Source organism: Bradyrhizobium sp. P3_C3 (assembly GCF_056402655.1).
Map to the genome: position 1 here is coordinate 1 of NZ_JBFUGY010000035.1, position 25,725 is coordinate 25,725.

At 60.4% G+C, this 25,725-nt stretch carries 17 protein-coding genes and 1 pseudogene; 9 read left to right on the forward strand and 9 right to left on the reverse strand.

Annotation, left to right across the window (positions count from 1 at the left end; all coding sequences use genetic code 11):
• From AC1DW2_RS31680 to AC1DW2_RS31695, 4 genes and pseudogenes are all read right to left on the reverse strand, one after another.
• Positions 1 to 232: pseudogene (locus AC1DW2_RS31680) on the reverse strand (carboxymuconolactone decarboxylase family protein); the annotation flags it as partial.
• A gap of 34 nt (positions 233 to 266) precedes the next feature.
• Positions 267 to 902, reverse strand: a complete 636-nt coding sequence (locus AC1DW2_RS31685; RefSeq protein WP_063981749.1) for a nitroreductase family protein — start codon at positions 900 to 902, stop codon at positions 267 to 269.
• 176 nt (positions 903 to 1,078) lie between these two features.
• Positions 1,079 to 1,996 carry an NADP-dependent oxidoreductase gene (locus AC1DW2_RS31690; protein ID WP_063986174.1) on the reverse strand — a complete coding sequence of 306 codons (918 nt, stop codon included), beginning with the start codon at positions 1,994 to 1,996 and terminating at the stop codon, positions 1,079 to 1,081.
• Positions 1,997 to 2,265: 269 nt separating this feature from the next.
• Positions 2,266 to 2,757 carry an OsmC family protein gene (locus tag AC1DW2_RS31695; RefSeq protein WP_187387969.1) on the reverse strand — a complete coding sequence of 164 codons (492 nt, stop codon included), beginning with the start codon at positions 2,755 to 2,757 and terminating at the stop codon, positions 2,266 to 2,268.
• A gap of 468 nt (positions 2,758 to 3,225) precedes the next feature.
• Between AC1DW2_RS31695 and AC1DW2_RS31700 the strand changes: the two genes are divergently transcribed.
• The 3 genes from AC1DW2_RS31700 (at position 3,226) to AC1DW2_RS31710 (ending at position 8,606) form a co-directional block, all read left to right on the forward strand.
• Positions 3,226 to 3,759 carry a peroxiredoxin-like family protein gene (locus AC1DW2_RS31700; protein ID WP_135214187.1) on the forward strand — a complete coding sequence of 178 codons (534 nt, stop codon included), beginning with the start codon at positions 3,226 to 3,228 and terminating at the stop codon, positions 3,757 to 3,759.
• A gap of 447 nt (positions 3,760 to 4,206) precedes the next feature.
• Positions 4,207 to 5,430: an efflux RND transporter periplasmic adaptor subunit gene (locus AC1DW2_RS31705; RefSeq protein ID WP_441256823.1), complete on the forward strand. Its 1,224-nt coding sequence runs from the start codon at positions 4,207 to 4,209 to the stop codon at positions 5,428 to 5,430.
• Positions 5,427 to 8,606 (forward strand): efflux RND transporter permease subunit, encoded by a 3,180-nt coding sequence (locus AC1DW2_RS31710; protein ID WP_477007925.1) that lies wholly within the window; start codon positions 5,427 to 5,429, stop codon positions 8,604 to 8,606. Before AC1DW2_RS31705 ends, AC1DW2_RS31710 begins: the two co-directional genes overlap by 4 nt.
• Positions 8,607 to 8,710: 104 nt before the next feature.
• Here the strand turns inward: AC1DW2_RS31710 and AC1DW2_RS31715 are convergent, their stop codons facing one another.
• Positions 8,711 to 8,896 (reverse strand): hypothetical protein, encoded by a 186-nt coding sequence (locus AC1DW2_RS31715; RefSeq protein ID WP_063981754.1) that lies wholly within the window; start codon positions 8,894 to 8,896, stop codon positions 8,711 to 8,713.
• A 535-nt stretch (positions 8,897 to 9,431) separates the two neighbouring features.
• Here AC1DW2_RS31715 and AC1DW2_RS31720 point away from each other — a divergent pair.
• Positions 9,432 to 15,317 (forward strand): AAA family ATPase, encoded by a 5,886-nt coding sequence (locus AC1DW2_RS31720; RefSeq protein ID WP_441256230.1) that lies wholly within the window; start codon positions 9,432 to 9,434, stop codon positions 15,315 to 15,317.
• Here the strand turns inward: AC1DW2_RS31720 and AC1DW2_RS31725 are convergent.
• The gene (locus tag AC1DW2_RS31725) at positions 15,312 to 15,704 is read right to left on the reverse strand and encodes a response regulator transcription factor (RefSeq protein ID WP_441256231.1); all 393 of its coding nucleotides are present in this window, start codon (positions 15,702 to 15,704) and stop codon (positions 15,312 to 15,314) included. The two genes, AC1DW2_RS31720 and AC1DW2_RS31725, sit on opposite strands and share 6 nt — an antisense overlap.
• Positions 15,705 to 15,926: 222 nt before the next feature.
• Here AC1DW2_RS31725 and AC1DW2_RS31730 point away from each other — a divergent pair, with 222 nt between their 5' ends.
• The 5 genes from AC1DW2_RS31730 (at position 15,927) to AC1DW2_RS31750 (ending at position 21,693) form a co-directional block, all read left to right on the forward strand.
• Positions 15,927 to 16,562, forward strand: coding sequence for a response regulator transcription factor (locus AC1DW2_RS31730; RefSeq protein WP_063981757.1), 636 nt, complete (start codon positions 15,927 to 15,929; stop codon positions 16,560 to 16,562).
• Positions 16,563 to 16,925: 363 nt separating this feature from the next.
• Positions 16,926 to 17,816 carry a LysR family transcriptional regulator gene (locus AC1DW2_RS31735; protein ID WP_441256232.1) on the forward strand — a complete coding sequence of 297 codons (891 nt, stop codon included), beginning with the start codon at positions 16,926 to 16,928 and terminating at the stop codon, positions 17,814 to 17,816.
• 387 nt (positions 17,817 to 18,203) lie between these two features.
• On the forward strand, positions 18,204 to 18,605 hold the full coding sequence (locus AC1DW2_RS31740; RefSeq protein ID WP_063981759.1) for an SPW repeat domain-containing protein: 402 nt from the start codon (positions 18,204 to 18,206) through the stop codon (positions 18,603 to 18,605).
• A gap of 246 nt (positions 18,606 to 18,851) precedes the next feature.
• Positions 18,852 to 20,447, forward strand: coding sequence for a GMC family oxidoreductase (locus AC1DW2_RS31745; RefSeq protein ID WP_441256233.1), 1,596 nt, complete (start codon positions 18,852 to 18,854; stop codon positions 20,445 to 20,447).
• 160 nt (positions 20,448 to 20,607) lie between these two features.
• Positions 20,608 to 21,693 carry an adenylate/guanylate cyclase domain-containing protein gene (locus AC1DW2_RS31750; protein WP_477007926.1) on the forward strand — a complete coding sequence of 362 codons (1,086 nt, stop codon included), beginning with the start codon at positions 20,608 to 20,610 and terminating at the stop codon, positions 21,691 to 21,693.
• Positions 21,694 to 21,743: 50 nt separating this feature from the next.
• Here the strand turns inward: AC1DW2_RS31750 and AC1DW2_RS31755 are convergent, their stop codons facing one another.
• The 3 genes from AC1DW2_RS31755 to AC1DW2_RS31765 form a co-directional block, all read right to left on the reverse strand.
• On the reverse strand, positions 21,744 to 22,760 hold the full coding sequence (locus AC1DW2_RS31755; protein ID WP_283017331.1) for a helix-turn-helix transcriptional regulator: 1,017 nt from the start codon (positions 22,758 to 22,760) through the stop codon (positions 21,744 to 21,746).
• A gap of 236 nt (positions 22,761 to 22,996) precedes the next feature.
• Entirely contained in the window at positions 22,997 to 25,210 is a 2,214-nt protein-coding gene (locus tag AC1DW2_RS31760; protein ID WP_477007927.1) for a xanthine dehydrogenase family protein molybdopterin-binding subunit, read from the reverse strand.
• A gap of 4 nt (positions 25,211 to 25,214) precedes the next feature.
• The gene (locus tag AC1DW2_RS31765) at positions 25,215 to 25,670 is read right to left on the reverse strand and encodes a (2Fe-2S)-binding protein (RefSeq protein WP_477007928.1); all 456 of its coding nucleotides are present in this window, start codon (positions 25,668 to 25,670) and stop codon (positions 25,215 to 25,217) included.
• Between the last annotated feature and the right edge of the window lie 55 nt (positions 25,671 to 25,725).

Genomic DNA, 25,725 nt, shown 5'->3' on the forward strand with positions numbered 1-25,725 from the left:
AGTCGCAGCCATTCACTTCGGAGACAGCGAGGCCGATGCTGTCGCGCGTCTTCACGTCTAGCGCCTTGCTCAAGGAGCCAAGCAGGGCGGCCCATGAGTTGAACGCGATCGGGCTTGCCGCGAATGTCGCCATCATATTTGGGGTGAACCCGATGTTCTTGGTGAACATATCGAGGGTCGGTTTCGAATCCGCCGGCACTTGTTCCGGCTTCAGAGCTGTAATTCTTGGCATCATAATCTTCGCAGGTTCTCGGTTTCACTGATCACTAAATGAGGTCCAACACATCGGCCACCGGGCGACGCGGCTTCTGCGGCCAGTTTCCCGGACGCTCCGCTCCTACGGACAGCAGCATGACCGGGACTTCGTCCTCGGCCAATCCAAAATCTCGGTGCACCGCTTCGGCATCGAAACCGATCATCGGCGTCGAACCCAGGCCCAGCGATCGGGCCGCATAGATCATCGCCGCCGCACCGAAGGCGCCGGTGCGCACTGCTTCGTCGCGCTGGCGCTGCGGGTAGTCCTTATAGAGATCGCGTGCGGGGATTTCCCAATCCGGTATCAACTTTGCCGGCATGATACCCGCCTCCACCACCGGCGCCAGGCGGTCCGGAATTACACTGGAATCAGCCAACTGGCCGCAGATGATAAAGGTAACGGCGGCTTCAGTGATCGCCGGCTGCTTCCAGGCGATCGGACTCAACCGAGCCTTGGCTTCAGGCGTGCGTACCGCGATGAAGCGCCAGTTCTGCAAATGGAAGGATGTCGGCGCAGTAGTGCCGATTCGCACCAGCTCGCTGATTTGGTCATCGCTCAAAGTGGCGGCAGGGTCGTAGTATTTGGCGGAGCTGCGGCTCAGGATACATTCGATGACGGCATTGGTCATGGCGATTCTGTTGGTCATGGTAATTCCTGTGCGTTAGGGGATGACTTGAGATAACGAGTGCTTTCGCTCTCTTTGCTCGAAATGCCGCAGGGATGGAGCCCGTCTGGCATCTCATGCCCGGGGGCCGTGGTAGTTTCCTGGGTTGCGGCGCGTCTGGTAGGACGTGACGGCCGCGTGCATCGAATGTGGGTCGTTCACGGACGAACGCGGATGATCGTCTTCCCGCCGATCCGCTTTGTTGGATTGAAGGCGGCGACGGCATCTTCGAGTGTCGTTACGTGGCCGACGTTCGTGCGCAGTCGCCCGTCGCGAACCCGCCGGACGATCTCACTCAGTTGGGCACGATCGGACTCGACGACGAAGTCGACCGCCAGGCCATCGGCGGGCCGCGCCTCGGCCGGCCCGACGATGGACACCAGCGTTCCTCCGGATCGAACCAGGCGCGCGGAGCGTTTCCTGATGTCGCCGCCAATGAGATCGAACACCAGGTCGACCGGGCCGATGTCGTCTAGAGCGTCGTTCTCCAGGTCGACGAACTCATTCGCGCCGAAGTCGAGCGCCTTCTGACGGTCGGCGGCGCGTCCGGTGCCGATGACATAGGCGCCGGCCTCACGCGCGAGTTGCGTCACCATCGACCCGACTGCGCCGGCCGCGCCGTGCGCGAGGACGCGCTGCCCCGCCTGAAGGCGGCCGTGCACGAACAATCCCTGCCACGCGGTCAGACCCGAGACCGGCAGGCTCGCGCCCACCGTGAAGTCAACGTCGCCCGGCAGCGGCGCCAGGTTGCGTGCCTCGATCGCCACATACTCGGCCAGTGTGCCATCGCGATACCAGTCCGCGAGGCCGAACACCCGCTGTCCCACCGACAGGCCCGTCGTGCCATATCCGAGAGCGGTGACCACTCCGGCCAACTCGTGCCCGGGAATCGACGGTGTCCGGTCACGATCGAGGCGATCGGTCCACGTCGAAGGCCACGACAGCTCGGTTCCAACGAATCCTGACGCATAAACTTGAACGACGACGTCGTTTATTGCTGGCCGCGGTTCGGGTCGCTCCACCAGCTTCATCCCGACCGTTCCCGCAGCTTGGTCCGCCACGACGATTGCCCTCATCGCCAACCTCCTCGTGTGTGGTATGTCGTCATCTTCCGAATTGCCTTGCGGGCGACCAAAAATACGATCGCCAAATTCGACGGTCCAATGACCTGTGGCTATGGAATCGATGCCATCGACGCGAAAGATCAAAGCGCGTCGGCAGTGAACGTCGGGACGAATGCCCCGCGAGGGATGATTTCCGGGCACTGAGGACGCAAGAAAGAGCTGCAATGCGGGTTTGATCGGCTGCGATGCGCCGGTGCGGTGATCGACCGCACGAGAGACGCTCAATCCGGAGTGATATTCGGGATCGGGAGTTGAGCCAGATCATCCTCGTAGCTGGCCTGAGTGCTTGGGCTGTGGCCGGAAGCAGTAGCGCCGAGGCGCGTGTTGATAGCGGCGCCGATGCCGAGAATCTTGCCAACGGGGCAGAGGTTTGCGGCTTCCAGCAGGAGCGCGCGCTGATGAGCATCGAGTTCTCCTTCCAGCACGAGGGTGCGTGCGAACGAATCTCGTTCGCCCAGAGCGCCATGGCGGAAGCTGACGCTCACTTCCAGCCGCTCCAGCGGAAGTCTCTGGCGTCGAGCCTGAAAACGAATGCTCATAGCGGTGCATGCGGCGAGAGATGCGCTAAGGAGGTCGTAAGGATTGGGACCAGAAGAAATGCGGCCGACGCCATCCGGGCCGCCGACAGTAAAATGAGAGCCGCCGACACGGCATACCAGTGCACCAGGATTGGTGGGGTCGCTTGCGACAACAACTTCGCGGATCTTGGTCATGACTAGGTCCCGATTGTTCGAATGATCGACCACCGGCTTCGACGAGCGTGAACGCAAGCAGGCAGCGCAGAACAAGTCTTGCAGATAGCGCGAGGTCTCAGCGCGGCGTCCGCTCCGGCCGGCGCGTTCAGCACTTAAATCCGGCAACCATTCGGGTAAAGCTATCATGTCCATAACCGCCGGGAATGCTTCGGGGGTCGGTGCCGAAGCTCCGCGACGAGAAAATCCGTGAACCCGCGCGCCGGGCTTGACGGTCTTCCGCTCGCGACGACGCATTGACTTCCATCGAGGCGAAGTCTCGGTCGGAGAAACAACGCGCGGGAATGGAAATCATAACGGTCGGACATTTCTCAATTGAAGGTCGGCGACGTAGTTTCACCCTGCAGGGCGGGGCGGAGTGATGGCTCGTGCGCGATCGGCGGGTGCCGGAATTCCCGACGTACTTAGGAAAACACTGCGGAGAAGAGAATGCTGCTGCCTCGTCGACCGGTTCCCGAACTGCGCGTGCCGACCCTTGCTCATGGCGAATTTGATCTTGCTGCCGACGCGCCGAAGCTGTTTACGCTGATATGCTTTTATCGCGGACTCCATTGCCCGGTCTGCCTCAAATATCTGCGCGAGCTGGAATCGCTGATACCCGAATATGAGCGTCGCGGTACAAAGGTCATCGCTATCAGCTCTGACGTTCGCGAGCGCGCTCAGGAAATGGCAAACAAGGTCGGCGCCAGCTTGCGATTCGGTTATTCACTGCCGCTGGCGGTTGCTCGCAAGTGGGGTCTCTATATTTCGTCGTCGCGTGGAAAGACATCGATCAACATCGAAGAGCCGTCACTGTTTTCGGAGCCCGGCGTATTCCTCGTCCGACCGGATGGTACTTTGTACTACGGCGCTGTTCAAACAATGCCGTTCGCACGTCCGTTGTTCTCGGAATTGCTTCAAGCGATCGATTTCGCTATCGCCAGGGATTATCCGGCGCGTGGCGAGTATGACGGCCCTCTCTGAGCGGCCGTCGGCTTAGCTACCGGCACACCCGCGAACATGAAGGCCGCTGCGCGGGAGCTACTGCTTGATTCTCTGTTCGGTCCGGCTGTTTCGGGTATGTTTGATCTTACCGGCTCTGACCGAGCGCGACTGGGAATTTCCCGCAGAATAAGACGTCGCGGTTTCGAGTGCCACGCGGCCTGCGGCATTCCTCGCGACGGCATCGCGCTCGCGCGGCGAGCAGCAATAACGACCGTTTATCGAGTCCATGGCGAGAGGTGATTTCCGTCGCCGGCATTGCAAGGCCATTCTCCAAAGCATCGTCGAGCCTAAACCTGCGGTTCTGCGATCAAAGCGCGGATCACGATGAAAGCTCGAGAGCGCAGTGGGTCGATATGCGAAGCAACGACGTAATCTAGATCATCGCGCTGGGTTCTTGGAGAGACGGAAGTGAGTATGACTGATAGAATGGTGCAATCGGCTCCGGCACCTCAGCTCGATCGCGGTTCGTTTTATCGCTTTCCACGATGCTTCGTCGCACCGATCGGTCTGCTGTTCGCGCTGGCGCTCGCGGGCTGCGACAAGAAGGCACAATCGCAGGAGGCTGCGCCTGCACCGCCGCTGGTTACAGTCGCGCAACCAGTCAAGCGCACGGTCACTGACTGGGACGAGTTCACCGGCCGCTTTGAGGCGATACAGGAGGTTCAGGTCCGTGCCCGCGTCGGTGGCTTCGTCAACAGCGTCGAGTTCACAGACGGTGCGATCGTTCATGCCAGCGATCTGCTCTACATCATCGATCCGCGCCCGTTCGAGGCGGTCGCCTCACAAGCGCAGGGCCAACTCGACGACGCGCGGGCCAAGGCTGAGCTTGCCAAGCGTGAACTCGACCGTGGGCTGAACCTGGTCCAGACGAGCGCAGTTTCGGTACAAGTCGTCGATCAGCGCCGTCAGGCCTTACAGGCGGCTTATGCGGCCGAGACGCAGGCCGAGGGTGCGCTGAAGGCCGCGCAGCTCAATGTCGAATTCACCCACGTGCTGGCGCCGATCACCGGCCGCGTCAGTCGCCATCTGGTGACCCCCGGCAACCTCGTGCAGGGCGCCGATAGCGGCGCGACGTTGCTCACCTCGATCGTGTCGCTCGATCCGATTTACATCTATTTCGACGTCGACGAGGCGACCTATCAGCGCAACAGCAGGCTGTGGTTCGAAGGCAAGCGGCCAAGTTCGCGCGATACGTCAAATCCCGTGCAGGTGACGCTGACCGGCGAGACAAAGCCCTCGCATGTGGGGAAGATGGACTTCCTCGACAATCGACTGGACATCTCGACTGCGACGCTGCGCAGCCGCGCGATTGTCCCGAACAAGGATCTCTCGATCCTCCCGGGGCAGTTTGGCCGCGTCAGGATCATCGGCTCGTCGCCCTACGAGGCGCTGCTGATTCCGGACGCCGCTATAGCCACCGACCAGTCGCGCAAGATCGTGTTCGTGGTCAAGGCAGACAACACGGTAGATGTAAGGCCGGTGATACTCGGGCCGCTCGATGGGGGGCTGCGCGTGATTCGCGAGGGCCTCATGCCGGGGGATCAGGTCATCGTCGACGGGCTGCAGCGTGCCCGCGTCGGCGCCAAGGTGACACCGAAAATGGCGCAGGCGCCGGCAGACGACAAGACTCCGGCGGGTGCCAAGCCATGAATCTTGGAAGGCTTTCCATCAACCAGCCAATCTTGGCGATGGTACTGTCGATCGTGCTTGTGATCGTCGGCACGATCGCCTACCAGACGCTGCCGGTCTCGGAATATCCGCAGGCGGTGCCGCCGACCGTCACCGTCACCACGCAATATCCCGGCGCCTCAGCGCAGACCGTATCCGACACGGTGGCAGCCCCGATCGAGCAGGAGATCAACGGCGTCGAGGACATGCTGTATCTCTACAGCCAGGCGACCTCGAACGGCCAGCTCACCATCACCGTCACCTTCAAGCTCGGTACGGACCTCGACAAGGCGCAGGTACTTGTGCAGAACCGCGTCGCGATTGCGCAGCCGCGGCTGCCGGACGAGGTGCAGCGCAACGGCGTCGTAACCCGCAAGAACTCGCCCGACATCCTGATGGCCGTATTCGTGCTGTCGCCCGACGACTCGTTCGATCAACTCTACATCTCCAACTACACGCTGCTGCAGGTGCGCGATCAGCTTTTGCGGCTCGACGGCGTCGGTGACATCCAGATGTTCGGCGCGCGCGACTACTCGATGCGAGTGTGGCTCGATCCCGACCGGATCGCTGATGTCGGCCTGACATCGGGCGAGGTGCTGGCGGCGATCCGCRCCCAGAATCTGCAGATCACCGGCGGACAGATCGCTGAGCCGCCGATCGCCGATCGCGCGCTCCAGCCGAACCTCGTCTTCACTGGCCGCCTCAAAGATATCGGGCAGTTTGAGGACATCGTGGTGAAGGCCGGTTCCGACGGCCGCACCGCACGTCTGCGCGACGTCGCGCGCGTCGAGCTCGGTGCGCTCTCCTACGCCACCAGCAGCCGCATACTGCGCAAATCGGCCGTCGCAATGGTGGTGACGCAACGGCCCGGATCGAACGCGCTCGCCACGGCGAAGGCAATCTCCACCACCATGGCGAAGCTGAAGGAGAGTTTTCCGAAGGGGCTCGACTACAATATCGGCTACAACCCCACCGAATTCATCGCCCAATCGGTCCATGAGCTGATTAAGACGGTCTACGAGGCGATGGCGCTGGTCGTCATTGTGGTGCTGGTGTTCTTGCAGGGATGGCGGCCTGCGATCATCCCGATCATCGCGATCCCGGTGTCGCTGGTCGGCACCTTCGCGGTGATGGCCGCGCTTGGATTCTCGATCAATAATTTGACGCTCTTCGGTCTGGTTCTCGCGGTCGGCATCGTGGTCGACGACGCCATCGTGGTTGTCGAGAATGTCGAGAGACATCTCCAGCACGGTATGAGCCGGCGCGAGGCGGCGCTCAAAACCATGGAGGAAGTCGGCGGCGCGCTGGTCTCGATCGCACTCGTGCTCTGCGCGGTGTTCGTGCCAACAGCTTTCCTGGGCGGCATCTCCGGGCAGTTTTTCCAGCAATTCGCCGTCACCATCGCAGTCGCGACCGCGATCTCCTGCTTCTGCTCGCTGACACTGTCGCCGGCACTGGCCTCCCAGATTCTTACGCCACACGAGGAGAAACGTCCGCCGGCGCGCTGGAACGTCATTGCGCGCGGCTGGGACGGCTTCACCGCGCTGTTCAACCGCATCTTCGATCGCCTAGCGCGCGGCTACGCGGCCACCGCCGACTTCGTGATCCGGCATACGGTGGTGATGCTTGTGATCTATCTCGGGCTGATCGGCAGCGCCGGCTGGCTACTCGCCACCACCTCGCAGGGCTTCATTCCCGCGCAGGATCGGGGTTACCTCATCATCTCGGCGCAATTGCCAGGCGCCGCGTCGCTGGCGCGGACCGCTGCGGTGGTGCGCGAAATCGAGCGGATCGCGCTGGATACGCCAGGTATCGTCCGTGTCGGGGCGTTCAGCGGGTTCTCCGGCGCGACGCGCACGCAGGCCGGCAATGCCGCAGCGCTGTTCCCGGTGTTCGACGTGCCGGAGGCGCGGCAGAAGAAGGGATTGACGGCCAACGCGATCACGGCCGATCTACGCAAGCGGCTGTCGGCGATCCAGGGCGCTTTCATCATCGTCATTCCACCGCCCGCGGTGCCAGGCATCGGCACCGGTGGCGGCTTCGCCATCCGCATCCAGGATCGACAAGGGCGCGGTCCCGAGCTGCTCGCAGCGGCGACGGACGAGCTCGTCGCCGCCGCGCGTAAGTCGCCAAATCTGACCTCGGTGTTCTCGCCTTTCACGGCGAATACGCCGCAGCTGTTTGTCGATATTGATCGTGTCAAGGCGCAGAAGCTCGCGGTCCCCATCGCCAACATCACCGACACGATCGAGACCTACTTCGGTTCGACCTATGTCAACGACTTTAATTTGTTCGGACGTACCTATCACGTCACGGCGCAGGCCGATCTCCCATTCCGCAAGGAGACTTCCGATCTCGCGCGGCTGCGTACCCGGAACGCCGCCGGCGACATGGTGGTGCTCGGCAGCGTCGTTGACTTCAAGGACATCTCGGGACCCGATCGTGTGGCGCGATACAATCTCTACTCGACGTCCGAGGTACAAGGTGAGCCGGCGACGGGCGTAAGCTCGGCCACGGCGCTCAGCACCATCAAGCGATTGGCCGACGAAACGTTGCCGAGCGGCTTTTCTCTCGAATGGACCGACCTGTCCTATCAACAGGTGATGGGTGGCAATGCCGGCCTCTATGTGTTCCCGATCTGTGTGCTGTTCGTCTATTTGGTGCTGGCAGCGCAATATGGCAGCTGGACGTTGCCATTCGCGGTGATCCTGATCGTGCCGATGTGCCTGTTCGCGGCCACCATCGGGGTGCGCATCATGGGTCAGGACGTCAACATCCTAACCCAGATCGGCTTCGTGGTGCTGGTCGGACTTGCGGCCAAGAACGCGATCCTGATCGTCGAATTCGCGCGCGATATCGAGCTTGAGGGCAGGTCGCGGCTGGAGGCTGTCATTGAGGCCTGCCGGCTCCGCCTGCGGCCGATTCTGATGACCTCGTTTGCTTTCATCCTCGGCGTGCTGCCCCTGGTGGTTTCTACCGGTTCGGGCTCGGAGATGCGCCAGGCGGTCGGCGTCGCCGTGTTCTTCGGCATGCTCGGCGTCACGCTGTTCGGCCTGATCTTCACGCCGATTTTCTATGTCGTGGTGCGCAACTTCGCGGAAGGCACGAACGAGGGCAGGCCAATTCAGCCGAACGCGGCCGCGGCCGCGGCGGAATGAGCTGCGTTGGCCGCGGTGCGCTATGACGTTGGCAGCCCCAGCTTAGCAGCCGCTGGGCCGCTGCCGCGACGCCTATTCGACGGCTCACGCATTTCACGTATAGTCTAGCGGCGGATCGAGCAATCCCTTGCACCGTCGAGCGACGCCTTCTTGGCTCGCCGCTCGTGGTCGTCGGCAAGAGCCTTCAGCTGAGCCGCAATCACGTGGTCCGTCATGGCTTTGGCAGAGCGAAGCAAGGTCTTCGCTGTCCTCAAATATTCTTTGCCTCGCTGTGAGATATGAAGCGTCATGACGCCCTCGCGTGGTTTTCGGGCGACTGGTCGAAGCGTGTTGGAACCAGCCCATCCAATTGTGCTCACCTTGGTGGCGTGCCCTGAAGCGATCGACGCATCTCGGACCTCCTGGCCTGCGATCGTTCAACAGAACGCCGACTTCGGCCGGTATCGAGGATGGGGGCGATTGGTTGCAGATTGTGTTCAAGCCAGTTGAAAGGAAAGTCACCTCTCGCCATGGAGTTGATAGCCGATCGTTATCGGAACGGCTGGGGCGCGCCTGGGATTCTGCGGCGAGAGAGCGGCGCTCGTTCCACGGGATTTCGATCGAGCGGAACTCTCGATCCATTGCTTTACCGGCGAATTTCGCGGCAATAAGGCCGGCTTCTGCGAGGGGGATCCCTATAGCCGTATCCGGTCGGACCGGGGATCGGCTGGCATTTCTCGGGCGACGGAGTACGATTTCTCCCGGCGGGGGAGAAACCGCGCGTGTGGCGCGCGAAGCGCTTGATTGGCCGACTTCAGGCCGAAGCCCGACGCCGGAGTCTGACAGATGGTGCGGCAGTCGCTGAACGTCGCATACTCGGATGGTAGTTCCCAGGTGTTGTGGGAGGATGGCGAGCGCGTGTTTAGCCGCGGCTGGCGAGTGGACGACAATGGCAACCGGCTCGCCGTCCTGCTCGTTGCTCCTGCCGCCGATCACCCGTCCCGGTCAAGACTCGATCGTCTCACGCACGAATACGAGCTGAAGGATGAACTCGACGGGCCATGGGCGGTGCGGCCGCTGGCCCTCATGCGCGACGCCGGTCGGACCGTGCTAGTGCTCGATGATCCAGGCGGCCAGCCGCTCGAACATTTGCTCGGTGAGCCCATGGAGGTAGCGCGCTTCCTGTGCTTGGCTATCGCCGTTACCTCAGCCTTGGGCAAGCTTCATCAGCGCGGGCTCATCCACAAAGACATCAAGCCAGCTAATATCGTGGTGGACTGCGCGGATGGACACGTGCGTCTCACCGGGTTTGGCATCGCATCGCGCCTGTCCCGCGAGCGGCAGGCGCCCGAGCCGCCCGAGACCATCGCCGGTACGCTCGCTTACATGGCACCCGAACAAACCGGGCGGATGAACCGCTCGATCGACGCCCGCAGCGACCTCTATGCCCTCGGCGTCACGCTGTACCAGATGCTCACGGGCGTGCTGCCCTTCACGGCGGCCGATCCGATGGAATGGGTGCACTGCCATATCGCAAGACGACCGGCGCCGCCCAGCGAGCGGTTAAAGAGCCTCCCAGGCTCCGTCTCTGCGATCATTATGAAGCTGCTCGCCAAGACTGCCGAGGAGCGTTACCAGACGGCTGCAGGCGCCGAGAGCGATTTACGGCGCTGCCTCGCCGAATGGGAAACCCGAGGCGATATCGACGAATTTCCGCCCGGGGAACATGACACTCCGGATCGGCTGCTGATCCCCGAGAAATTGTATGGTCGGACAGCCGAGATCGATACCCTGCTTGCCTCCTTCGACCGTATCGTTGCCGGCGGCAGGCCGGAGTTGGTCCTCGTTTCCGGATACTCCGGCATCGGCAAATCCGCGGTCGTTAACGAGCTTCATAAGCGGCTTGTTCCGCCCCGCGGTCTTTTTGCGTCGGGCAAGCTTGATCAGTACAAACGCGACATCCCCTACGTCACCCTTGCGCAGGCCTTTCAGAGCCTGATCCGCCCTCTCTTGAGCAAGACCGAAGCGGAGTTGCGGAAATGGCGGGAGGCGCTGCTCGAGGCGCTCGAGCCGAACGCTCGGCTCATTGTCGATCTCGTTCCGGAATTGAAGCACATCATCGGCGAACAGCCACCGGTCCCCGAACTGCCGCCACAGGACGTGCAGGGTCGCTTTCAGCTGGTGTTCCGGCGATTCATCAGTGTATTCGGGCGACCGGAACATCCGCTCGCCCTGTTCCTTGATGATCTCCAATGGCTCGATGCAGCAACGCTCGATTTGCTTCAGGATCTGTTGACCCGGCCGGATGTACAGAACCTGTTGTTGATTGGCGCTTACCGCAACAACGAAGTCGATCCCGTCCATCCGCTGACACGCAAGCTTGAAGCGATCCGCCAAGCCGGAGCGATACTACACGACATCGTATTGGCGCCCTTATCCTGTGAAGATCTGGGACAATTAATCGCGGATTCCGTTCACAGCGAACCGGAGAAAATCGCGCCGCTGGCACAGCTGATTCACGAAAAGACAACCGGCAATCCGCTTTTCGCTATTCAGTTCATTTCTGCGCTCGCCGACGAAGCATTGCTCACTTTCGATTATGACGAGGCGCGATGGTGCTGGGACCTGAATCGCATTCACGCCAAAGGTTACACCGACAATGTGGTGGACCTTATGGTGGGGAAGCTGAACCGTCTGTCCGCGGAAACCCGGAACGCACTGCAAAAGCTCGCCTGCCTGGGCAACGACGCAGGGTCCGCCATGTTGCGGATCGCTTACCAGGACTCCGGGGAGGAGATGCACGGGCAGCTTTGGGAAGCGGTGCGAGCAGGGCTGATCTTTCGTTCAGAGGATTCCTACAAGTTTCTCCACGACCGTGTCCAGGAAGCGGCCTACTCCTTGATTCCGGAGGAATCGCGTGCCGAAGCTCATCTCCGAATAGGGATGCTGCTCGCAGCGCAGACCCCCCCAGAGAGGTTGGAGGAGACGATCTTCGAAATCGTCAATCAGCTCAACCGCGGCTCGCATCTCATCACGTCAACTGAGGAGCTTGAGCGGGTCGCTGAGTTGAATTTCATTGCAGGTAAACGCGCAAAGACCTCGACGGCATATGCCTCGGCGCTGAACTACCTCGTCTCCGGCGTAGCACTGCTGCCAGGGGACTCCTGGGAGCGCCAGCACGGCCTGATCTTTGAGCTGGAGTTGCACCGGGCCGAATGTGAATTCCTCACTGGTGCACTGGCGGAAGCCGAGCAGCGCCTGGCGATGCTGTCGGCCCGTGCTGCAACGACGATCGAACGAGCCCGCGTGACGTGCCTGCAGGTGGATCTTTACACGACCCTGGATCAGGGCAGTCGCGCGATCGCAGTCGGTCTCGACTATCTCCGCCACCTGGGTGTTGACTGGTCGGCGCACCCGTCGGAAGACGAGGCAAGGTGCGAGTATGACCGGATCTGGTCCCAACTCGGCTCCCGCGCGATAGAAACCCTGATTGATCTGCCTTTGATGAGCGATCCCGTATCGCTCGCGACCCTTGATGTGCTGACGAAGCTCGGGCCGCCGGCCCACTATACAGATGCGAAACTACGTTCGATGGTCATCTGTCGAGCAGTCAATCTCAGCCTCGAGGGCGGCAATTGTGACGGCTCGTGCTACGCCTATGCAGTGCTTGCCAGGCTTGCTGGACCGGAATTCGGCGACTACCAGGCGGGACTTCGATTCGGCCGTCTCGGCTATGAACTGGTCGAACAGCGCGGGCTAAAGCGCTTCCAAGCCAGGACCTATTTGAACTTTGGATACTTACTCATGTTCTGGACGAGACATGTCCGGGAAGGTCGTGATCTGCTGCGACGTGCGTTTGAGACAGCAAACCAGATAGGTGACCTCACTTTTGCGGCGTACTACTACACCCACCTGAACACGTATCTTCTCGCGGCGGGCGATCCGCTCGATATCGTGCAGGTCGAGGTCGAGCATGGTCTTGCGTTCGCGCGGAACATGCGGTTCGGCTTTGCGATTGACTCCATTGCCGGCCAGCTAGGGCTGATCCGGACACTCCGCGGTTTGACGCCGATTTTCGGTTGCTTTGACGATGGGCAGTTCAACGAACTCCTACTGGAGTCTCGTTTCCGCAAGAACCCGGATCTGGCGTTGGCCGAGGGCTCGTATTGGACCCGCAAGCTGCAGGCACGTTTCTTTGCCGGCGACTATGTGGGTGCCCTCGAGGCCTCATTGAGGGCGCAACAGCTGCAGCCGACATCAGCGTCTTTTTTCGAATGCGCGGAATATCACTTTTACAGTGCGCTCTCCAGAGCGACATCCTGCGAGTCCGCGGCGGCCGGCCAACGGCAGGAGCATGTCGAGGCACTGGCTGCGCACCACCGACAGCTCGAGGTCTGGGCGATGGTTTGCCCGGACAACTTCGAGAACCGCGCCGCACTCGTCGGGGCGGAGATCGCCCGGATCGAAGGACGCGCGCTCGATGCCGAACATCTTTACGAGCACGCTATCCGCTCGGCACACACGCATGGCTTGGTCCACAACGAGGCGCTCGCCAACGAAGTCGCCGCACGCTTTTATGCCGCACGCGGGTTCGAGAAGATCGCACATGCCTATCTGCAGGACGCGCGGTACGGATACATCCGCTGGGGAGCCGACGGCAAGGTGCGCCAACTCGACGAGTTGTATCCGCACCTCAGGAAGGAAAAGCCAGTTGCAGGCCCCACAAGCACGATCGGGGCACCCGTCGAACAACTGGATCTATCTACGGTTATCAAAGTCTCGCAAACCGTGTCGGGCGAGATCGTCCTGGAAAAGCTGATCGACACGCTGATGCGCACGGCGATTGAGTACGCGGGTGCCGGGCGAGGTCTGTTGATCCTTGCGGTCGGCGATGGGTACCGGATTGAGGCGGAAGTCACGATCAGCAATGATATGGTGACCGTCGGTCAGCGACAAGCAGGTGTAACCGCTGCAAATCTACCGGAGTCCATTCTACACTACGTGATCCGGACAAAAGAGAGCGTTCTTATCCACGATGCCGCCGCCGCGAACCCGTTTTCCGCCGATGAGTACATCCATAAGCATCACGCCCATTCAATTCTCTGCCTGCCGTTGCTCAAACAAGGCAGACTGGCCGGCGTACTCTACCTAGAAAACAACTTGGCGGCCCACGTTTTCACACCCGACCGCGTCACAGTCTTGAAGGTGCTTGCGTCGCAGGCGGCCATCTCGCTCGAAAATTCGCGGCTTTATGACGACCTCGCGGATCGGGAAGGGAAGATCAGGCGTTTGGTCGACGCCAACATCATTGGGATCCTCATTGCCGATCGCGAAGGACGGATCCTCGAAGCGAATGACGCGTTTCTACGCATCGTAGGATATGACCGTGCGGACTTGGTTTCGGGCCGCGTGCGCTGGACCGAGCTGTCCCCGCCCGAATGGCGCGAGCGGGACATACTGACTCAGGCAGAACTGAACTCAGCCGGAATAGTTCGACCCTTCGAGAAGGAGTATGTTCGGAAGGACGGCAGCCGCGTTCCCGTGCTTATTGGCGCTGCTCTGTTCAAGGAAGGAGGCGACGAGGGCCTTGCATTCGTGCTCGATTTGACGGAGCGAAAGCGCGTCGAGGAAGCGCTTAGCCAGGCACAAAGACTCAGCCGCACCGGCTATTGGATCTACAACGCCACAACGATGCGTTACCTCTATTGGTCGGACGAGAGTTACAGGATCTGGGGGTTTGATCCGTCGCAGGGCCTTCCTAGTCGGCAAGGTATTTGGGAACGTATTCACCCAGAGGACCGCGACAGAGTGTGGGGCGCGGTTCAGGAGGCCGTGCAACAAAAGAGAGACTTCGTGGCCGAGTTCAGACTTCTCCTACCCGATGGAACAATCAAATGGGTCGAAGGAACCAGCTATCATGTGTTTTCGCCCAGGGGCGCGCTGGCTGAGGTTATCACCACAACCGTCGATGTGACGGAGCGAAGGCGGGCGCAGGACGAACGTGAAAAGCTGCGTCAGTTCGAACTGGATTTCGCCCACATGAACCGCGTGAACATGATGGGAGAATTGGCGGCCTCGCTGTCTCACGAAATTCTGCATCCGATCGCTACCGCTCGTAACAACGCCCGCGCAGGGATGCGCTTTCTGGAGATGAAACCGCCAAATCTGGATGAGACCAGGGAAGCGCTTGCTTGCGTCGTGAGGGACACTGACCGCGCCAAGGATATCGTCGGACGGATGCGTGATCACATCAAGAAAGCGCCTCTGCGAAAGGAGCGTTTTGATCTCAATTCGGCTATCAACGAAGTGATTGTACTGGCGCAAAGCTCAATTCACAGGAATAGCGTTTCGGTCCAAACGCGGCTCGCAGATGGACTGCTTCCGGTTATGGGGGATTGCGTTCAGCTGCAACAGGTATTGCTGAACTTGATCCTGAACGCGGCCGAAGCGATGGGCCTGGTTGAGGAAGGGGCGAGAGAGCTATTGATCAGCACCAAAGAGGGTCAGACCGGCGCCCTCGTGGCCGTACAGGATTCGGGGCGGGGCATTGATCCGGAGAATTTCGATCGAGTCTTCGACGCCTTTTACACCACGAAGTCCGGTGGAACAGGGATGGGGTTGTCGATATGCCGTTCCATCATCCAAGCACATGGAGGCAAGTTGTGGGCGGAAGCGAACGAACCCCGCGGCGCCGTATTTCAGTTTACCCTGCCGGCGGACAACGGCTCATGAATTATCTTCAATCGGCGTACCCGACCGCAGAGCCGAGTGCACGCATCGCTCGAGAATGTCATCGTCCACTGGCTTGCTGAGATAGCAAATAACCCCGTCCTTCAGAGCCTGATCCCTGACAACCTCATCGGGGTAGGCGGTAACGAGGATCGTTGGGATTGCATACCCTGTATCGACCAAACGCCTGTGCAGCTCGACTCCGGTCATTCCGGGCATGTTAACGTCAGTGATCAAGCAGGCGGTTTCAGGCAGAGCCCGCGATGCCAGGAAATCGGCCGCCGACGAAAACGCTTCGACAGTATAGCCCAGCAGCATTATTAGCTTTCGCATTGACTCACGATGGGGCTGATCGTCGTCGACGACGGATATCAGTGTACGATGCAACATAGCGGCTTCCAGGCACTTCCGCCGGCCGGCGAGGCAGCGCCTCGCGCTGCATGCAACGTAGTGTCTCGGACATCCCTCAATAACGCAATGTCGGCGTTCCTAAGCGATGGTTTAGGCGTCCGGCTATCCGCTCAGGCAAAATATTCTGTTCATCTCGATAGATTGTGCGTAGGGTGTGCCGGACTAGGCAAGAATGCGCTTCCCCAACGCAGGATACCGGGAATGGGTGAGGCAAATCCCAGTGTCTTGGTTATCGATGATGATCCCGAATTTCGCGATTCGGTCGCGCGACTGTTGCGGACAGTCGGCTTGGATGCCCGACAATTTTCGTCTGTTCCCGATTTTCTCGAGGCCGATCCGCCGGATGGTCCTACTTGCCTGGTGCTCGACGTAAGAATGCCGGGGCGAAGCGGTCTCGATCTTCAGAGCGAACTTGTCGCCGCAAACAGGCAAGTGCCTATCATCTTTATCACAGCCTACGCCGACGTGCCGATGACTGTGCAAGCAATGAAGAGCGGTGCGATAGAGTTCCTTACAAAGCCATTCCGAGATCAGGATCTGCTTGACGCCATCGATGCCGGACTTACTCGCGATCGTGCCCGACGTGAGAGTGACAGGGTGGTGGCTGCAATAAGGCGGCGCCTCGACACGCTCAGCCCCCGCGAGACTGAGGTCATGCTCCATGTCGTGGCTGGTCGCCTGAACAAGCAGATTGCCAACGATATCGGCATCGCCGAGTCCACGGTGAAAGTGCATCGCACTAACCTGATGCGGAAGATGAAAGCGCGTTCGGTCCCGGAACTCACCCGGATGGCGGACTGCCTCAATATAAAACTACTGCAGCTGCAGAACTTCTGAGCCTGAAAGGCGTGCCATCAGCACTTCCGTGCGAGGGTGCCGTCTACTCGCAAATCGCGTCCACCTCATTTCGCCGCGCCGCTGATCCTCTCCTTTAGGGGCCGATCCGGCCAACGGATTCGGGGCGCGAGGTTTACGTTCTCACTTCTAAGCGATCGCTTAGCACAAGCAGCGACAAGCGAACCTCATCACACCTCCGCGTAGTCGACCGAGGCGCCCCTATCCGTCAAAATGCGGCCGTTGACGGTCACCGAGTTCGCCTTCCCCCTCTTGGTGAACGACCACGAGCGCCCGAATCCGGGCAGGGCGACGCAAGGCCTGTCGGTAGAGACAGCCGCACCTTGACGGAGAACATAGCAGCCCATGGAGCTTCATCAGGTTCGCTACTTCCTCGCCGTCGCGTCCACGCTCAACTTCACCCGCGCGGCCGAGCAGTGCAACGTTACGCAGCCCGCTCTGACCAAGGCGGTGCAGAAACTCGAGCAGGAGCTCCGCGGCCAATTGATCTACCGCGAACGCCAGTTGACGCAGCTCACCGACCTTGGAAAAGAGGTCCTTCCGATGCTGGAGCGCACACTGGCCTCGGCAGAGGCGGTGCGTCGCCGAGCCCAGGAGTTCCAACGCAAGGAAGTCGCGCCACTGAAGATCGGCCTCGCCCCATCCATCTCGGCCTCGCTCGTCCTCGATCCGATCGCCGAGATCGCAAAGTTCGTTCCCGGACTTCACGTAGAGTTGCGTGAGGATGTGACGGAGAAGCTCGTCGACCTCTTGCTCGAGGGGGAGATCAATGCCGCAATGGTCGGCGACGTGCAGGACGTGCCCGCCCGCATCGACGACTGGTCGCTGTTCGAGGAGCGCTACGTCGCGGTTCTCGCGCCGACACACCGGCTCGCAAACCGTCCCTCGATCGGCATCGACGACCTCCGTGAGACCATCTTGCTGGAACGCGCCGGATGCGACATCACTCCGAAGATCCAACGGTCGTATTTCCCCGAGGAACCGCTCCACCTCGGCCACTGCAGCGGTCATGACTTGCACTTGCAGCACATGGCCGCCGCTGGCTTCGGCGTGATACTCGCGCCCGAGCACATGCCGCACCTTCCGACGCTCAAGACCATCCCGCTCGAAGGCGACCTGGTTTCGCGGGAGGTGCGGCTACTGGCAGTGCAGGGGCGCTGCTACTCGCCGGCGCTGGATGCGTTCGTCAAGTTCGCTCGCCTTCGCGATTGGTCGGTCGTCACTCGGACGGCGTGAAATCGTCGAATGCGTCCAGCGCCCGGAAGAACATGCGGCGCATGCGTTCACTGCGGTTGGTTCAAAAGCCATCCAAATGCGCTACGCGAACAATGCTGCCTTCCCAAGCTGTCCCTGACCTCGACAGCCGGACACTGAGCCACCACCGTCGGACTCGCGGTCGACGCGCCACGGTTACCCGCTTCCGTGGCGCCCGACGACTGGAATGGAAACGATAACGACCGGGCATTTCCAATGGTTGACGTGCCGGCCTACGCCTATTGCTTGTCTAACCGGATTGGCCCGTGCCGGAGTGCTTGCTGGCACAGGATTGCGTAATCTCTCTTGGGTGGATGCACTTTCCGCGTCGCAAGGACCCGCTCAAATAATCGACCAGAGGAGTCTCCGATGTCGTTTCGCTTCATCACCAAGTCTATCCACGCCTACCTGATTGACTATCCTGTCGCGTTCGTCTTGATCGCCGCACCGTTCGTGCTGGGGCTCGGTCAAAGCGGACCGGTTGCAGTCGAGCTTTCGGTCGTCGCCGGTGTGGCCGCGCTGCTCTTGGCCTCCCTGACCGACCATCCCACCGGGATCGTCCACATCATTCCCTACTGGCTGCACCTTTGGGTCGATCGGGCCGTCGGGGTGGTCTTTGTCATCGCACCGTTTGCCTTCAAATTCACAGGGCTCGACGCCTGGTACTACTGGGTCCTCGCTGCGGCTGTCCTGTTCACGACGTCAGTCCTGAACGCGCCTGAGAAGCCAGTTGCGATTCGTCCGGAATTGGGCAGGCGCGCAGCCGGCTGAAAGCTGCGATGGCGTCGTCGAGACGTCGCCAATGTTCGTCTGCAGCCGTCCATAGGACCTCGGGGGAGCGACAATAACGATCGCCTATCGACTCTATGGCGATAGGTAATTTCCCCCGCCGGCGTTGCAGGATCACTCTCCAAAGGCATGGTCCGATCAATCTCGGGATCAGGAGCTGCGATAGCGCCACATCAGCGATGGACGCTGATTGAACGATCCAAATTCTGTGAAAGAAAAACGACACTGATGTCCCACGAAGCCTACGATATTGTCATTGTTGGTGCAGGCGCAGCCGGTTGCGTCGTTGCGAGTTATCTTGCCGAACACACCGATGCGTCGATCGCGTTAATCGAGGCGGGCGACATGGATCGCGATCCGTTCATCCACATCCCAGCGGGCTTCGCCAAACTTCTGGCCCACGACCGGCATGTCTGGAAATACGAGACGGTTCCCCAGCACGGGACGAAGCGAGCATATCGTTCAGGCAAGGTACTCGGCGGCGGCTCCTCGATCAATGCGATGTGCTACGTGCGTGGTCAGATTCGCGATTTCACCGCGTGGCAGGACGCGGTCGGCGACACCGGAAAATGGTCGTATGAAGACCTGCTTCCCGTCTTCATGGCGCAGGAGGACAACGACACCTTCCACGACGAGTATCACGGCATAGATGGTGGCCTGGCGGTCCAGTTGCCCAAGGGCATCAATAAGCTGAACCAATATTGCCTCAAGGCATTCCAGGAATATGGGATTCCCTATAATCCCGACTATAACGGCAAGAGTCAGATCGGCGTCTCGCCGGTGCAGTCGACGGTCGGAGACCAGCGCCGATGCAGCGCGGTCGACGCTTATCTGCGTCCGCACCTCACTTCGGGCCGCGTGGTCCTGCTCACCGGCAAGACCGTCGTTCGCGTCCTCGTCGAAAACAAGCGGGCTGTGGGCGTTGAGTTCATGGACACGAGCTTGAAGAGGATCATGGCGAACGAAGTTGTGCTGTCGGCTGGCGCCGTCCACAGCCCGACGATCCTCATGCACTCTGGTATCGGTCCAGCCGAGCAGCTGCGCCAGCACGGTATCGCGGTGATCGTCAACTCTCCGGAGGTGGGCGAAAATCTCCAGGATCACCCGATGGTACCGGTCCGTGTCTATGTAAAGGGTGATCTCGGCTATCAGGCTGCCGCGCAGGGCCTCGGCAGCGTGAAGGCGGGCCTGCGCTATCTCGTCACGAAGGACGGCCCGGCGTCGGGTAATGGCATCGAGACGGTGACACACTGGAATCCATCTGATTTCGCCGGCGAGCCTACGATCCAATGCTATCACGCTCCGATCGTCTTGAACGAGCAACTCGGCCCGGCGGGCGACCGCTCGGGCATCACTTTCGAACTCGTGGTGCTTCAGCCTAAGAGCCGCGGCTGGGTGCGGTTGGCCGACAGTGACCCGACGTCAATGCCCCTCATCAACCCGAATTTCGTTGGCGAAGAGGAAGACCTGAGGGCCGCGGTGGAATCAGTACGCGCGATCCGCAAGGTCATCGCCCAGGAGTCGTTGGCGCCGGTGATCGAGGAAGAGATGGATCCCGGCCTGCACATCCAGTCGGATGCGGAGATCCGCGAATGGGTGAAGCGCGTCGTGACGACAATGTGGCACCCGGTCGGCACCTGCCGGATGGGCCAGGATGCACGAGCGGTGGTTGACGCGAGGCTCAGGGTCCGCGGCGTCGACGGCCTGCGGGTAATCGATGCCTCGATCATGCCGAACATAACCAGCGGCAATACCAACGCTCCGACCCAGGCGCTTGCGCGCCACGCTGCGACGATGCTGGTCGAGGATCTGAAACGCACCTGAGGAGTTCTGGCGCGAGCAGGCGAGGCCGGCCTCCGGCCCACGCCGGCCGGGAAGCCGCGCGGGAGCTGACACCGGCCATGAGCGTCCAAAGCGTATAGAAAGGTTCAGGTACCTGGCTCTTGCAGTCGTACTCGCGATCGGCATCTTTCTGGTCGATACCTTGTCATCACTGCAGTTCGCGGTGGCCTCGCTGTATGTTGTCGTCGTGTTGGTAGCTGCCCAGGATCTCGATCGCGGAGGCGCTGTCATCGTCGGCATAGTCTGCGCACTGCTTACCATCCTCAGCTATATTCTTACGCACGGCTTCGTCCCCAATGGGACCGCAGCGTTGCGATCCAGTGTTAGCCTGATCGCGCTCTTGGTCACGACAATGCTCGTGCTCCATAGACTTTCCGCCAACCAGCGCGTCAAGAAAGCAGAGCGCGAACGTATGAACCTGGCGCGCTTCTTCCCGCCAAGCATCGCTGAACAGCTCATCAAGGCGAGGACCCCTCTTTCGTTTACGCGTTGTCAACGTGCAGCAGTCCTGTTTGTCGACATCGTCGGGTTCACTGACTTCTCATCCAACAGGCCTCCGGATGTCGTCGTCCAGACGCTGCGACACCACTTGCGTATGTTCAGTGACGTGGTGTTCTCCCATCAGGGTTCGATCGACAAGTTCCTGGGTGATGGGTTGATGGCCTTTTTCGGCTCGCCGTTGACCAGCCTGCGCGACGCCACCAACGCTGCGGAGTGTGCGATCGAGCTCATCAAATCCGTCGATTCTTGGAACCGACGCATTGAGGCAAGAGACCAGTCGCTCCGTATTGCCGTCGGTATCCATTACGGCGAAGTCATCTATGGAGACGTTGGCAATGAAAAGAAATTGGAACTCACCCTGATCGGTGACACCGTGAATGTCGCTAGTCGGGTTGAAGCCCATTGCCGGGTATTGGAGGCTTCGGTGCTCGTCACCGGTGAATTCATGGATGCATTGTCTGCGGAAGGGAGCGCAGAACTCGCCACTGCGTTTCGCGACGAAGGCGCACACATGTTGCGTGGCCGAAGAGATCCGGTCCGTCTTTTCAGTATTCGCAGGCTGTCGTGCGAGCAGGCCAGCTGCCCTTGCCGGTTGCCTCGCCTGCGGAACTCATTGAAGCACGGTGAGAATCGGCAAAACCAGGCCCACTCGTCTAGTTGCAGAGCCTTTAGATGTCGTGGGGGGGCCGGTGGACCTTGCTTATCGTACAGGAAGCGCGATGCTTAGGGTGTCCATCGTAGAGCGCATAACGCCTACGAGCGGATCGCACCTCGTTCTCAAATATCCTTCCGTACTTCGCCCTCCTTGGCGATCCGCCGATGGTCGCTCGGATCTCGATTGTACGCCTTTCGAAAAGCCCGCACAAAACTCGAACGGCTCTCGTACCCCGCATTAAGAGCCACTGCGTCGATCGACATCGTCGTTGTCGTCAAATCGATCGCGGCCTGGCGCATTCTCAAGTGTCGTAAGACAGCCATCGGGGATTGTCCAAAAATGTCCGAGAAGCGCGCCATGAACGCCGAACGACTCAATCCTGCACTGTGTGCCAAGCTTTGAACTGAATGGGCGGCTCCTGGCCGCGCCACCATATCTGCAAACGCACGAGTGACCTGCCTGTCGGCAAGTATCGAGAACCGTTCAGTCCACCGTCGGGATGACTTGAGCGACCGTCGTACCAACGAGACAACGATCTGCCTGAGCAGAGAAGCTGTCATGGCTCCAACGCCGACCTCTTGCTGTAGCAACTCGTTCATTGCTTCGCGAAGCTTGAGATCGATCCTGTCCGCCGGCTCGAATTGCTCGATGACCGGTTCGCGGAGTTCTCCGAACAGCCTCACAGACTGACCAAAGGATGCGTTAAAAAAGCCGCATATCTGGACGATCTCTGGTTGCTCTTTCGGCACTGCGACGCGGAGGATGCCTTCTTGACGAGTCCAGCAGTCTCTCGAAATGAGCTTCGGAGCGCTACTTCCACCGTCAACCTCGATCATGAGCGGAGTGTTTGGCGGCACGATGATGAGTAAATGAGGGCTCAACGGTATCGTCGGCCCGCCATCAATTGATAGACGTCCCATGCCACTTAAGTTGTAGTGGATCCCGGGTACGTCAATCGTCCCAAATTCGACTCGATGGCCTCGCGGCACCAAAATCTCGGTCATGGCGATGACATCTATGTCGAGCGCCTGCATTAAATTGTTGAGGTCTGTTGTAGACAATTTGACAGTGGCGCCCGCGGGCGGCGAAACGTTCTGCCCGACGAGAGCCTGTTTTGGAATCGATTTCGAATTATGCATGACTGCGGTGGCTCCTACTAACGGCTACCGGCACCGATAGTGCTCCGAAATCTGTTCTCCGAGGATTAGCGGGGGCGTCGCCATGCCGTTCGTACCACGGAACCTCGCCTCTCGCCATTCGGCGAAATTTGGACTTGCGGAGAACGCGAATGTTCCAATAGCCATTATGCTCCGGGACTTTAGTTCCCGACCGTCATCCCGTGCGTGCTACAACGCGCGCGGGATGACGGGAAGGATTAAGACGACGACTTCAACGAGTTCGTATCGATCGGCAGGCTGCGCACACGCTTGCCTGTTGCGGCGAAGATCGCATTGGTCACGGCAGCACTGACAATGGCCGTCGGGGCTTCACCAACGCCACCCGGAGCCTCCGCGTTCTTGATCAAGTGTGTCTCCACCACCGGTACCTCGTCGATGCGCATCGGCAGATAGCTGTCAAAATTGCTCTGCTCGACCCGACCATCCTTGAAGGTGATTGACCCATGGAGCGCGGCGGTGAGGCCGAAAAGCGTGCCACCCTGAACCTGCGCTTCGATTGTATCTGGATTAACGTACATTCCGCAGTCGAGCGCACAGACGATCCGCTTGACTTTGACGGAGCCATCGGCCGCTACTTCGACCTCGGCGACCTGCGACGTGTAACTTCCGTATGCGAATTGCACTGAAATTCCGCGGCCATGCCGCGCGGGAAGGGGGGATGCCCACCCCGCTTTTTCCGCCGCAAGCGATAAAACAGCGAGTGCTCGCGGATTGTGGCCAAGCAATCCCTTGCGGTAAGTGACGGGATCCTGCTTCGCGGCATGAGCGAGCTCATCTATGAAGCTTTCGACCACAAAAACATTGTGGGTCGGTCCGACGCCGCGCCACCAAGACGTCCGGACACCAGGGGGCTCGACCCGCACAAAGTCGACGTGGATATTGGGCAGCGCATAGGGCGGCTCGGCCGCCGCTTCGACGGCATCGGGGTCCAATCCGTCCTTGACGTAAGGGGGATAGTAGCGAGCCATGACTGAGGAGCCGGCGATCCGATGCGTCCAGGCAACCGGCTTGCCGGTCGCGTCAAGTCCGGCCGACAGCCGATCGAGATAGTACGGCCGATACAAATCGTGCTGGATATCTTCCTCGCGACTCCAGATCACCTTCACCGGGCCATCGACGTGCTTGGCGATCTTGACGGCCAGCACCGTGCCATCGGCCTCCAGCCTTCGGCCGAAGCCGCCGCCAATCAGATGATTGTGAATTTTGATTGCGTCCTTTGGCAGGCCGGTGAGTTCGGCCACCAGTGACTGCGTGATCGTAGGCGCCTGCGTCCCGACCCAGATGTGGCAGCGATCCTTCTGCAGGTGGACCGTGCAGTTCATCGGCTCCATCGCCGCATGGGCCAGGAAAGGCACCTGATAGATGGCGTCAACCCGTTGCGTCGCGGCCGCAAGGGCCTCCTCTGCATCACCATCGTTACGGGCAACCGCGCCTGGTTTTTTGGACTCCTCCTCCAACTGCTTGACGATATCGGCGTTACTGACCTTGCCGTTCGGCCCATCGTCCCACGTGATGGCGGCGGCCTCGAGCCCCTTCTTCGCTGCACCCATGTGATCTGCCACCACGGCAACAGCTTCATCGACGTTGACCACCTGCCGGACGCCCTTCACCGCCAGCGCGGCTTTCTCGTCCACCTTTTTCACTTTGCCACCGAGCACCGGCGAAATAGCAACCGCTGCAACCCTCATACCCGGCAGTCGCGTGTCGATGCCGTAGAGCGCGCGCCCGTCGACCTTTATCGATGAATCCACGCGCCTGGCACGCGTGCCGATCAAGGTGAAATCCTTCGGATCCTTCAATTTGACGTTTGCCGCCGGCGGCACGGGCAATTTCGCCGCGGCCGTCGCAAGTTCGCCGTAGCTTAGATGCTTTGCGCCTGACGCATCGAAGACGATGCCGTCCTTGGCGCGGCAAGTCGCCGGATCGACATTCCAGCGCTTTGCGGCTGCCCCGATCAGCAGACTGCGACCTACTGCGCCTGCCTGACGCAGCGGTGTCCAGAACGCTCGGACAGAGGCGGAACCACCTGTATTTTGAATGCCTATGATCGAGTTGACGTAAAGCGCGTGATTTGGCGGCGCATGCTGAACCTGAATTTGGTCAAGCGTCACCTCCAGTTCTTCAGCGAGAAGCATCGAGAGCGACGTGTAGACCCCCTGTCCCATCTCAACCATCGGCATGACCAGCGTCACGGCGCCCGTTGGATTGATCCGTATAAATCCATTCGGCGCGAAAGTACCCGTGACCTCGTTTTCGACCACCTGCACCTGCGAAGTGGACGCCGCGAAGACGGAGCTCGTGCTGGCGCCGGTCAGCGAAAAGCCGAGCAGCAAACCTGTGCCCTGAAGGAAGGCGCGCCGTGACACGCCTGTTTCTTCGGCGACCTGCTCCCTCAAAATTGGTCCATTCATGATCTCAAACTCCAGCAGCCAGCCTGATCGCGGCGCGGATGCGCTGATAGGTGCCGCATCGGCAGACATTCCCCGACATGGCGGCGTTGATGTCGCCATCCGTCGGCTTCGGCATGTCTTTCAGGAGCGCCGCCGCCGACATGATCTGGCCGGATTGGCAGTAACCGCACTGCACCACCTCGAGCTCCAACCACGCCTTCTGCAAGGCTGCGCCCTGCGGCGTCTGGCCGATCGCCTCGATCGTGGTGACCGCGCTGTCCCCAATGCTGTCGATCGTTGTCTGACAGGAGCGGACCGGCTGGCCGTCGACATGCACAGTGCAGGCGCCGCACAGCGCCTGGCCGCAGCCGAACTTGGTTCCGGTCATGCCGAGCACATCGCGCAGCACCCACAGCAATGGAACGTCACCGTCGACATCGACTTCATGGGGTGTACCGTTGATTTTCAACGTGAATGCCATGCATGCCTCCTGAGCGCGTTGGGAGTGAGGAGTGAGTGGACGAGCACCCACGCAT

Coding starts and splice junctions, on each gene's coding strand:
- AC1DW2_RS31685 (WP_063981749.1), bottom strand. CDS start 902: ATGACCAACAGAATCGCCATGACCAATGCCGTCATCGAATGTATCCTG.
- AC1DW2_RS31690 (WP_063986174.1), bottom strand. CDS start 1,996: ATGAGGGCAATCGTCGTGGCGGACCAAGCTGCGGGAACGGTCGGGATG.
- AC1DW2_RS31695 (WP_187387969.1), bottom strand. CDS start 2,757: ATGACCAAGATCCGCGAAGTTGTTGTCGCAAGCGACCCCACCAATCCT.
- AC1DW2_RS31700 (WP_135214187.1), top strand. CDS start 3,226: ATGCTGCTGCCTCGTCGACCGGTTCCCGAACTGCGCGTGCCGACCCTT.
- AC1DW2_RS31705 (WP_441256823.1), top strand. CDS start 4,207: ATGGTGCAATCGGCTCCGGCACCTCAGCTCGATCGCGGTTCGTTTTAT.
- AC1DW2_RS31715 (WP_063981754.1), bottom strand. CDS start 8,896: ATGACGCTTCATATCTCACAGCGAGGCAAAGAATATTTGAGGACAGCG.
- AC1DW2_RS31720 (WP_441256230.1), top strand. CDS start 9,432: ATGGTGCGGCAGTCGCTGAACGTCGCATACTCGGATGGTAGTTCCCAG.
- AC1DW2_RS31725 (WP_441256231.1), bottom strand. CDS start 15,704: ATGTTGCATCGTACACTGATATCCGTCGTCGACGACGATCAGCCCCAT.
- AC1DW2_RS31730 (WP_063981757.1), top strand. CDS start 15,927: ATGGGTGAGGCAAATCCCAGTGTCTTGGTTATCGATGATGATCCCGAA.
- AC1DW2_RS31735 (WP_441256232.1), top strand. CDS start 16,926: ATGGAGCTTCATCAGGTTCGCTACTTCCTCGCCGTCGCGTCCACGCTC.
- AC1DW2_RS31740 (WP_063981759.1), top strand. CDS start 18,204: ATGTCGTTTCGCTTCATCACCAAGTCTATCCACGCCTACCTGATTGAC.
- AC1DW2_RS31745 (WP_441256233.1), top strand. CDS start 18,852: ATGTCCCACGAAGCCTACGATATTGTCATTGTTGGTGCAGGCGCAGCC.
- AC1DW2_RS31755 (WP_283017331.1), bottom strand. CDS start 22,760: ATGCATAATTCGAAATCGATTCCAAAACAGGCTCTCGTCGGGCAGAAC.
- AC1DW2_RS31760 (WP_477007927.1), bottom strand. CDS start 25,210: ATGAATGGACCAATTTTGAGGGAGCAGGTCGCCGAAGAAACAGGCGTG.
- AC1DW2_RS31765 (WP_477007928.1), bottom strand. CDS start 25,670: ATGGCATTCACGTTGAAAATCAACGGTACACCCCATGAAGTCGATGTC.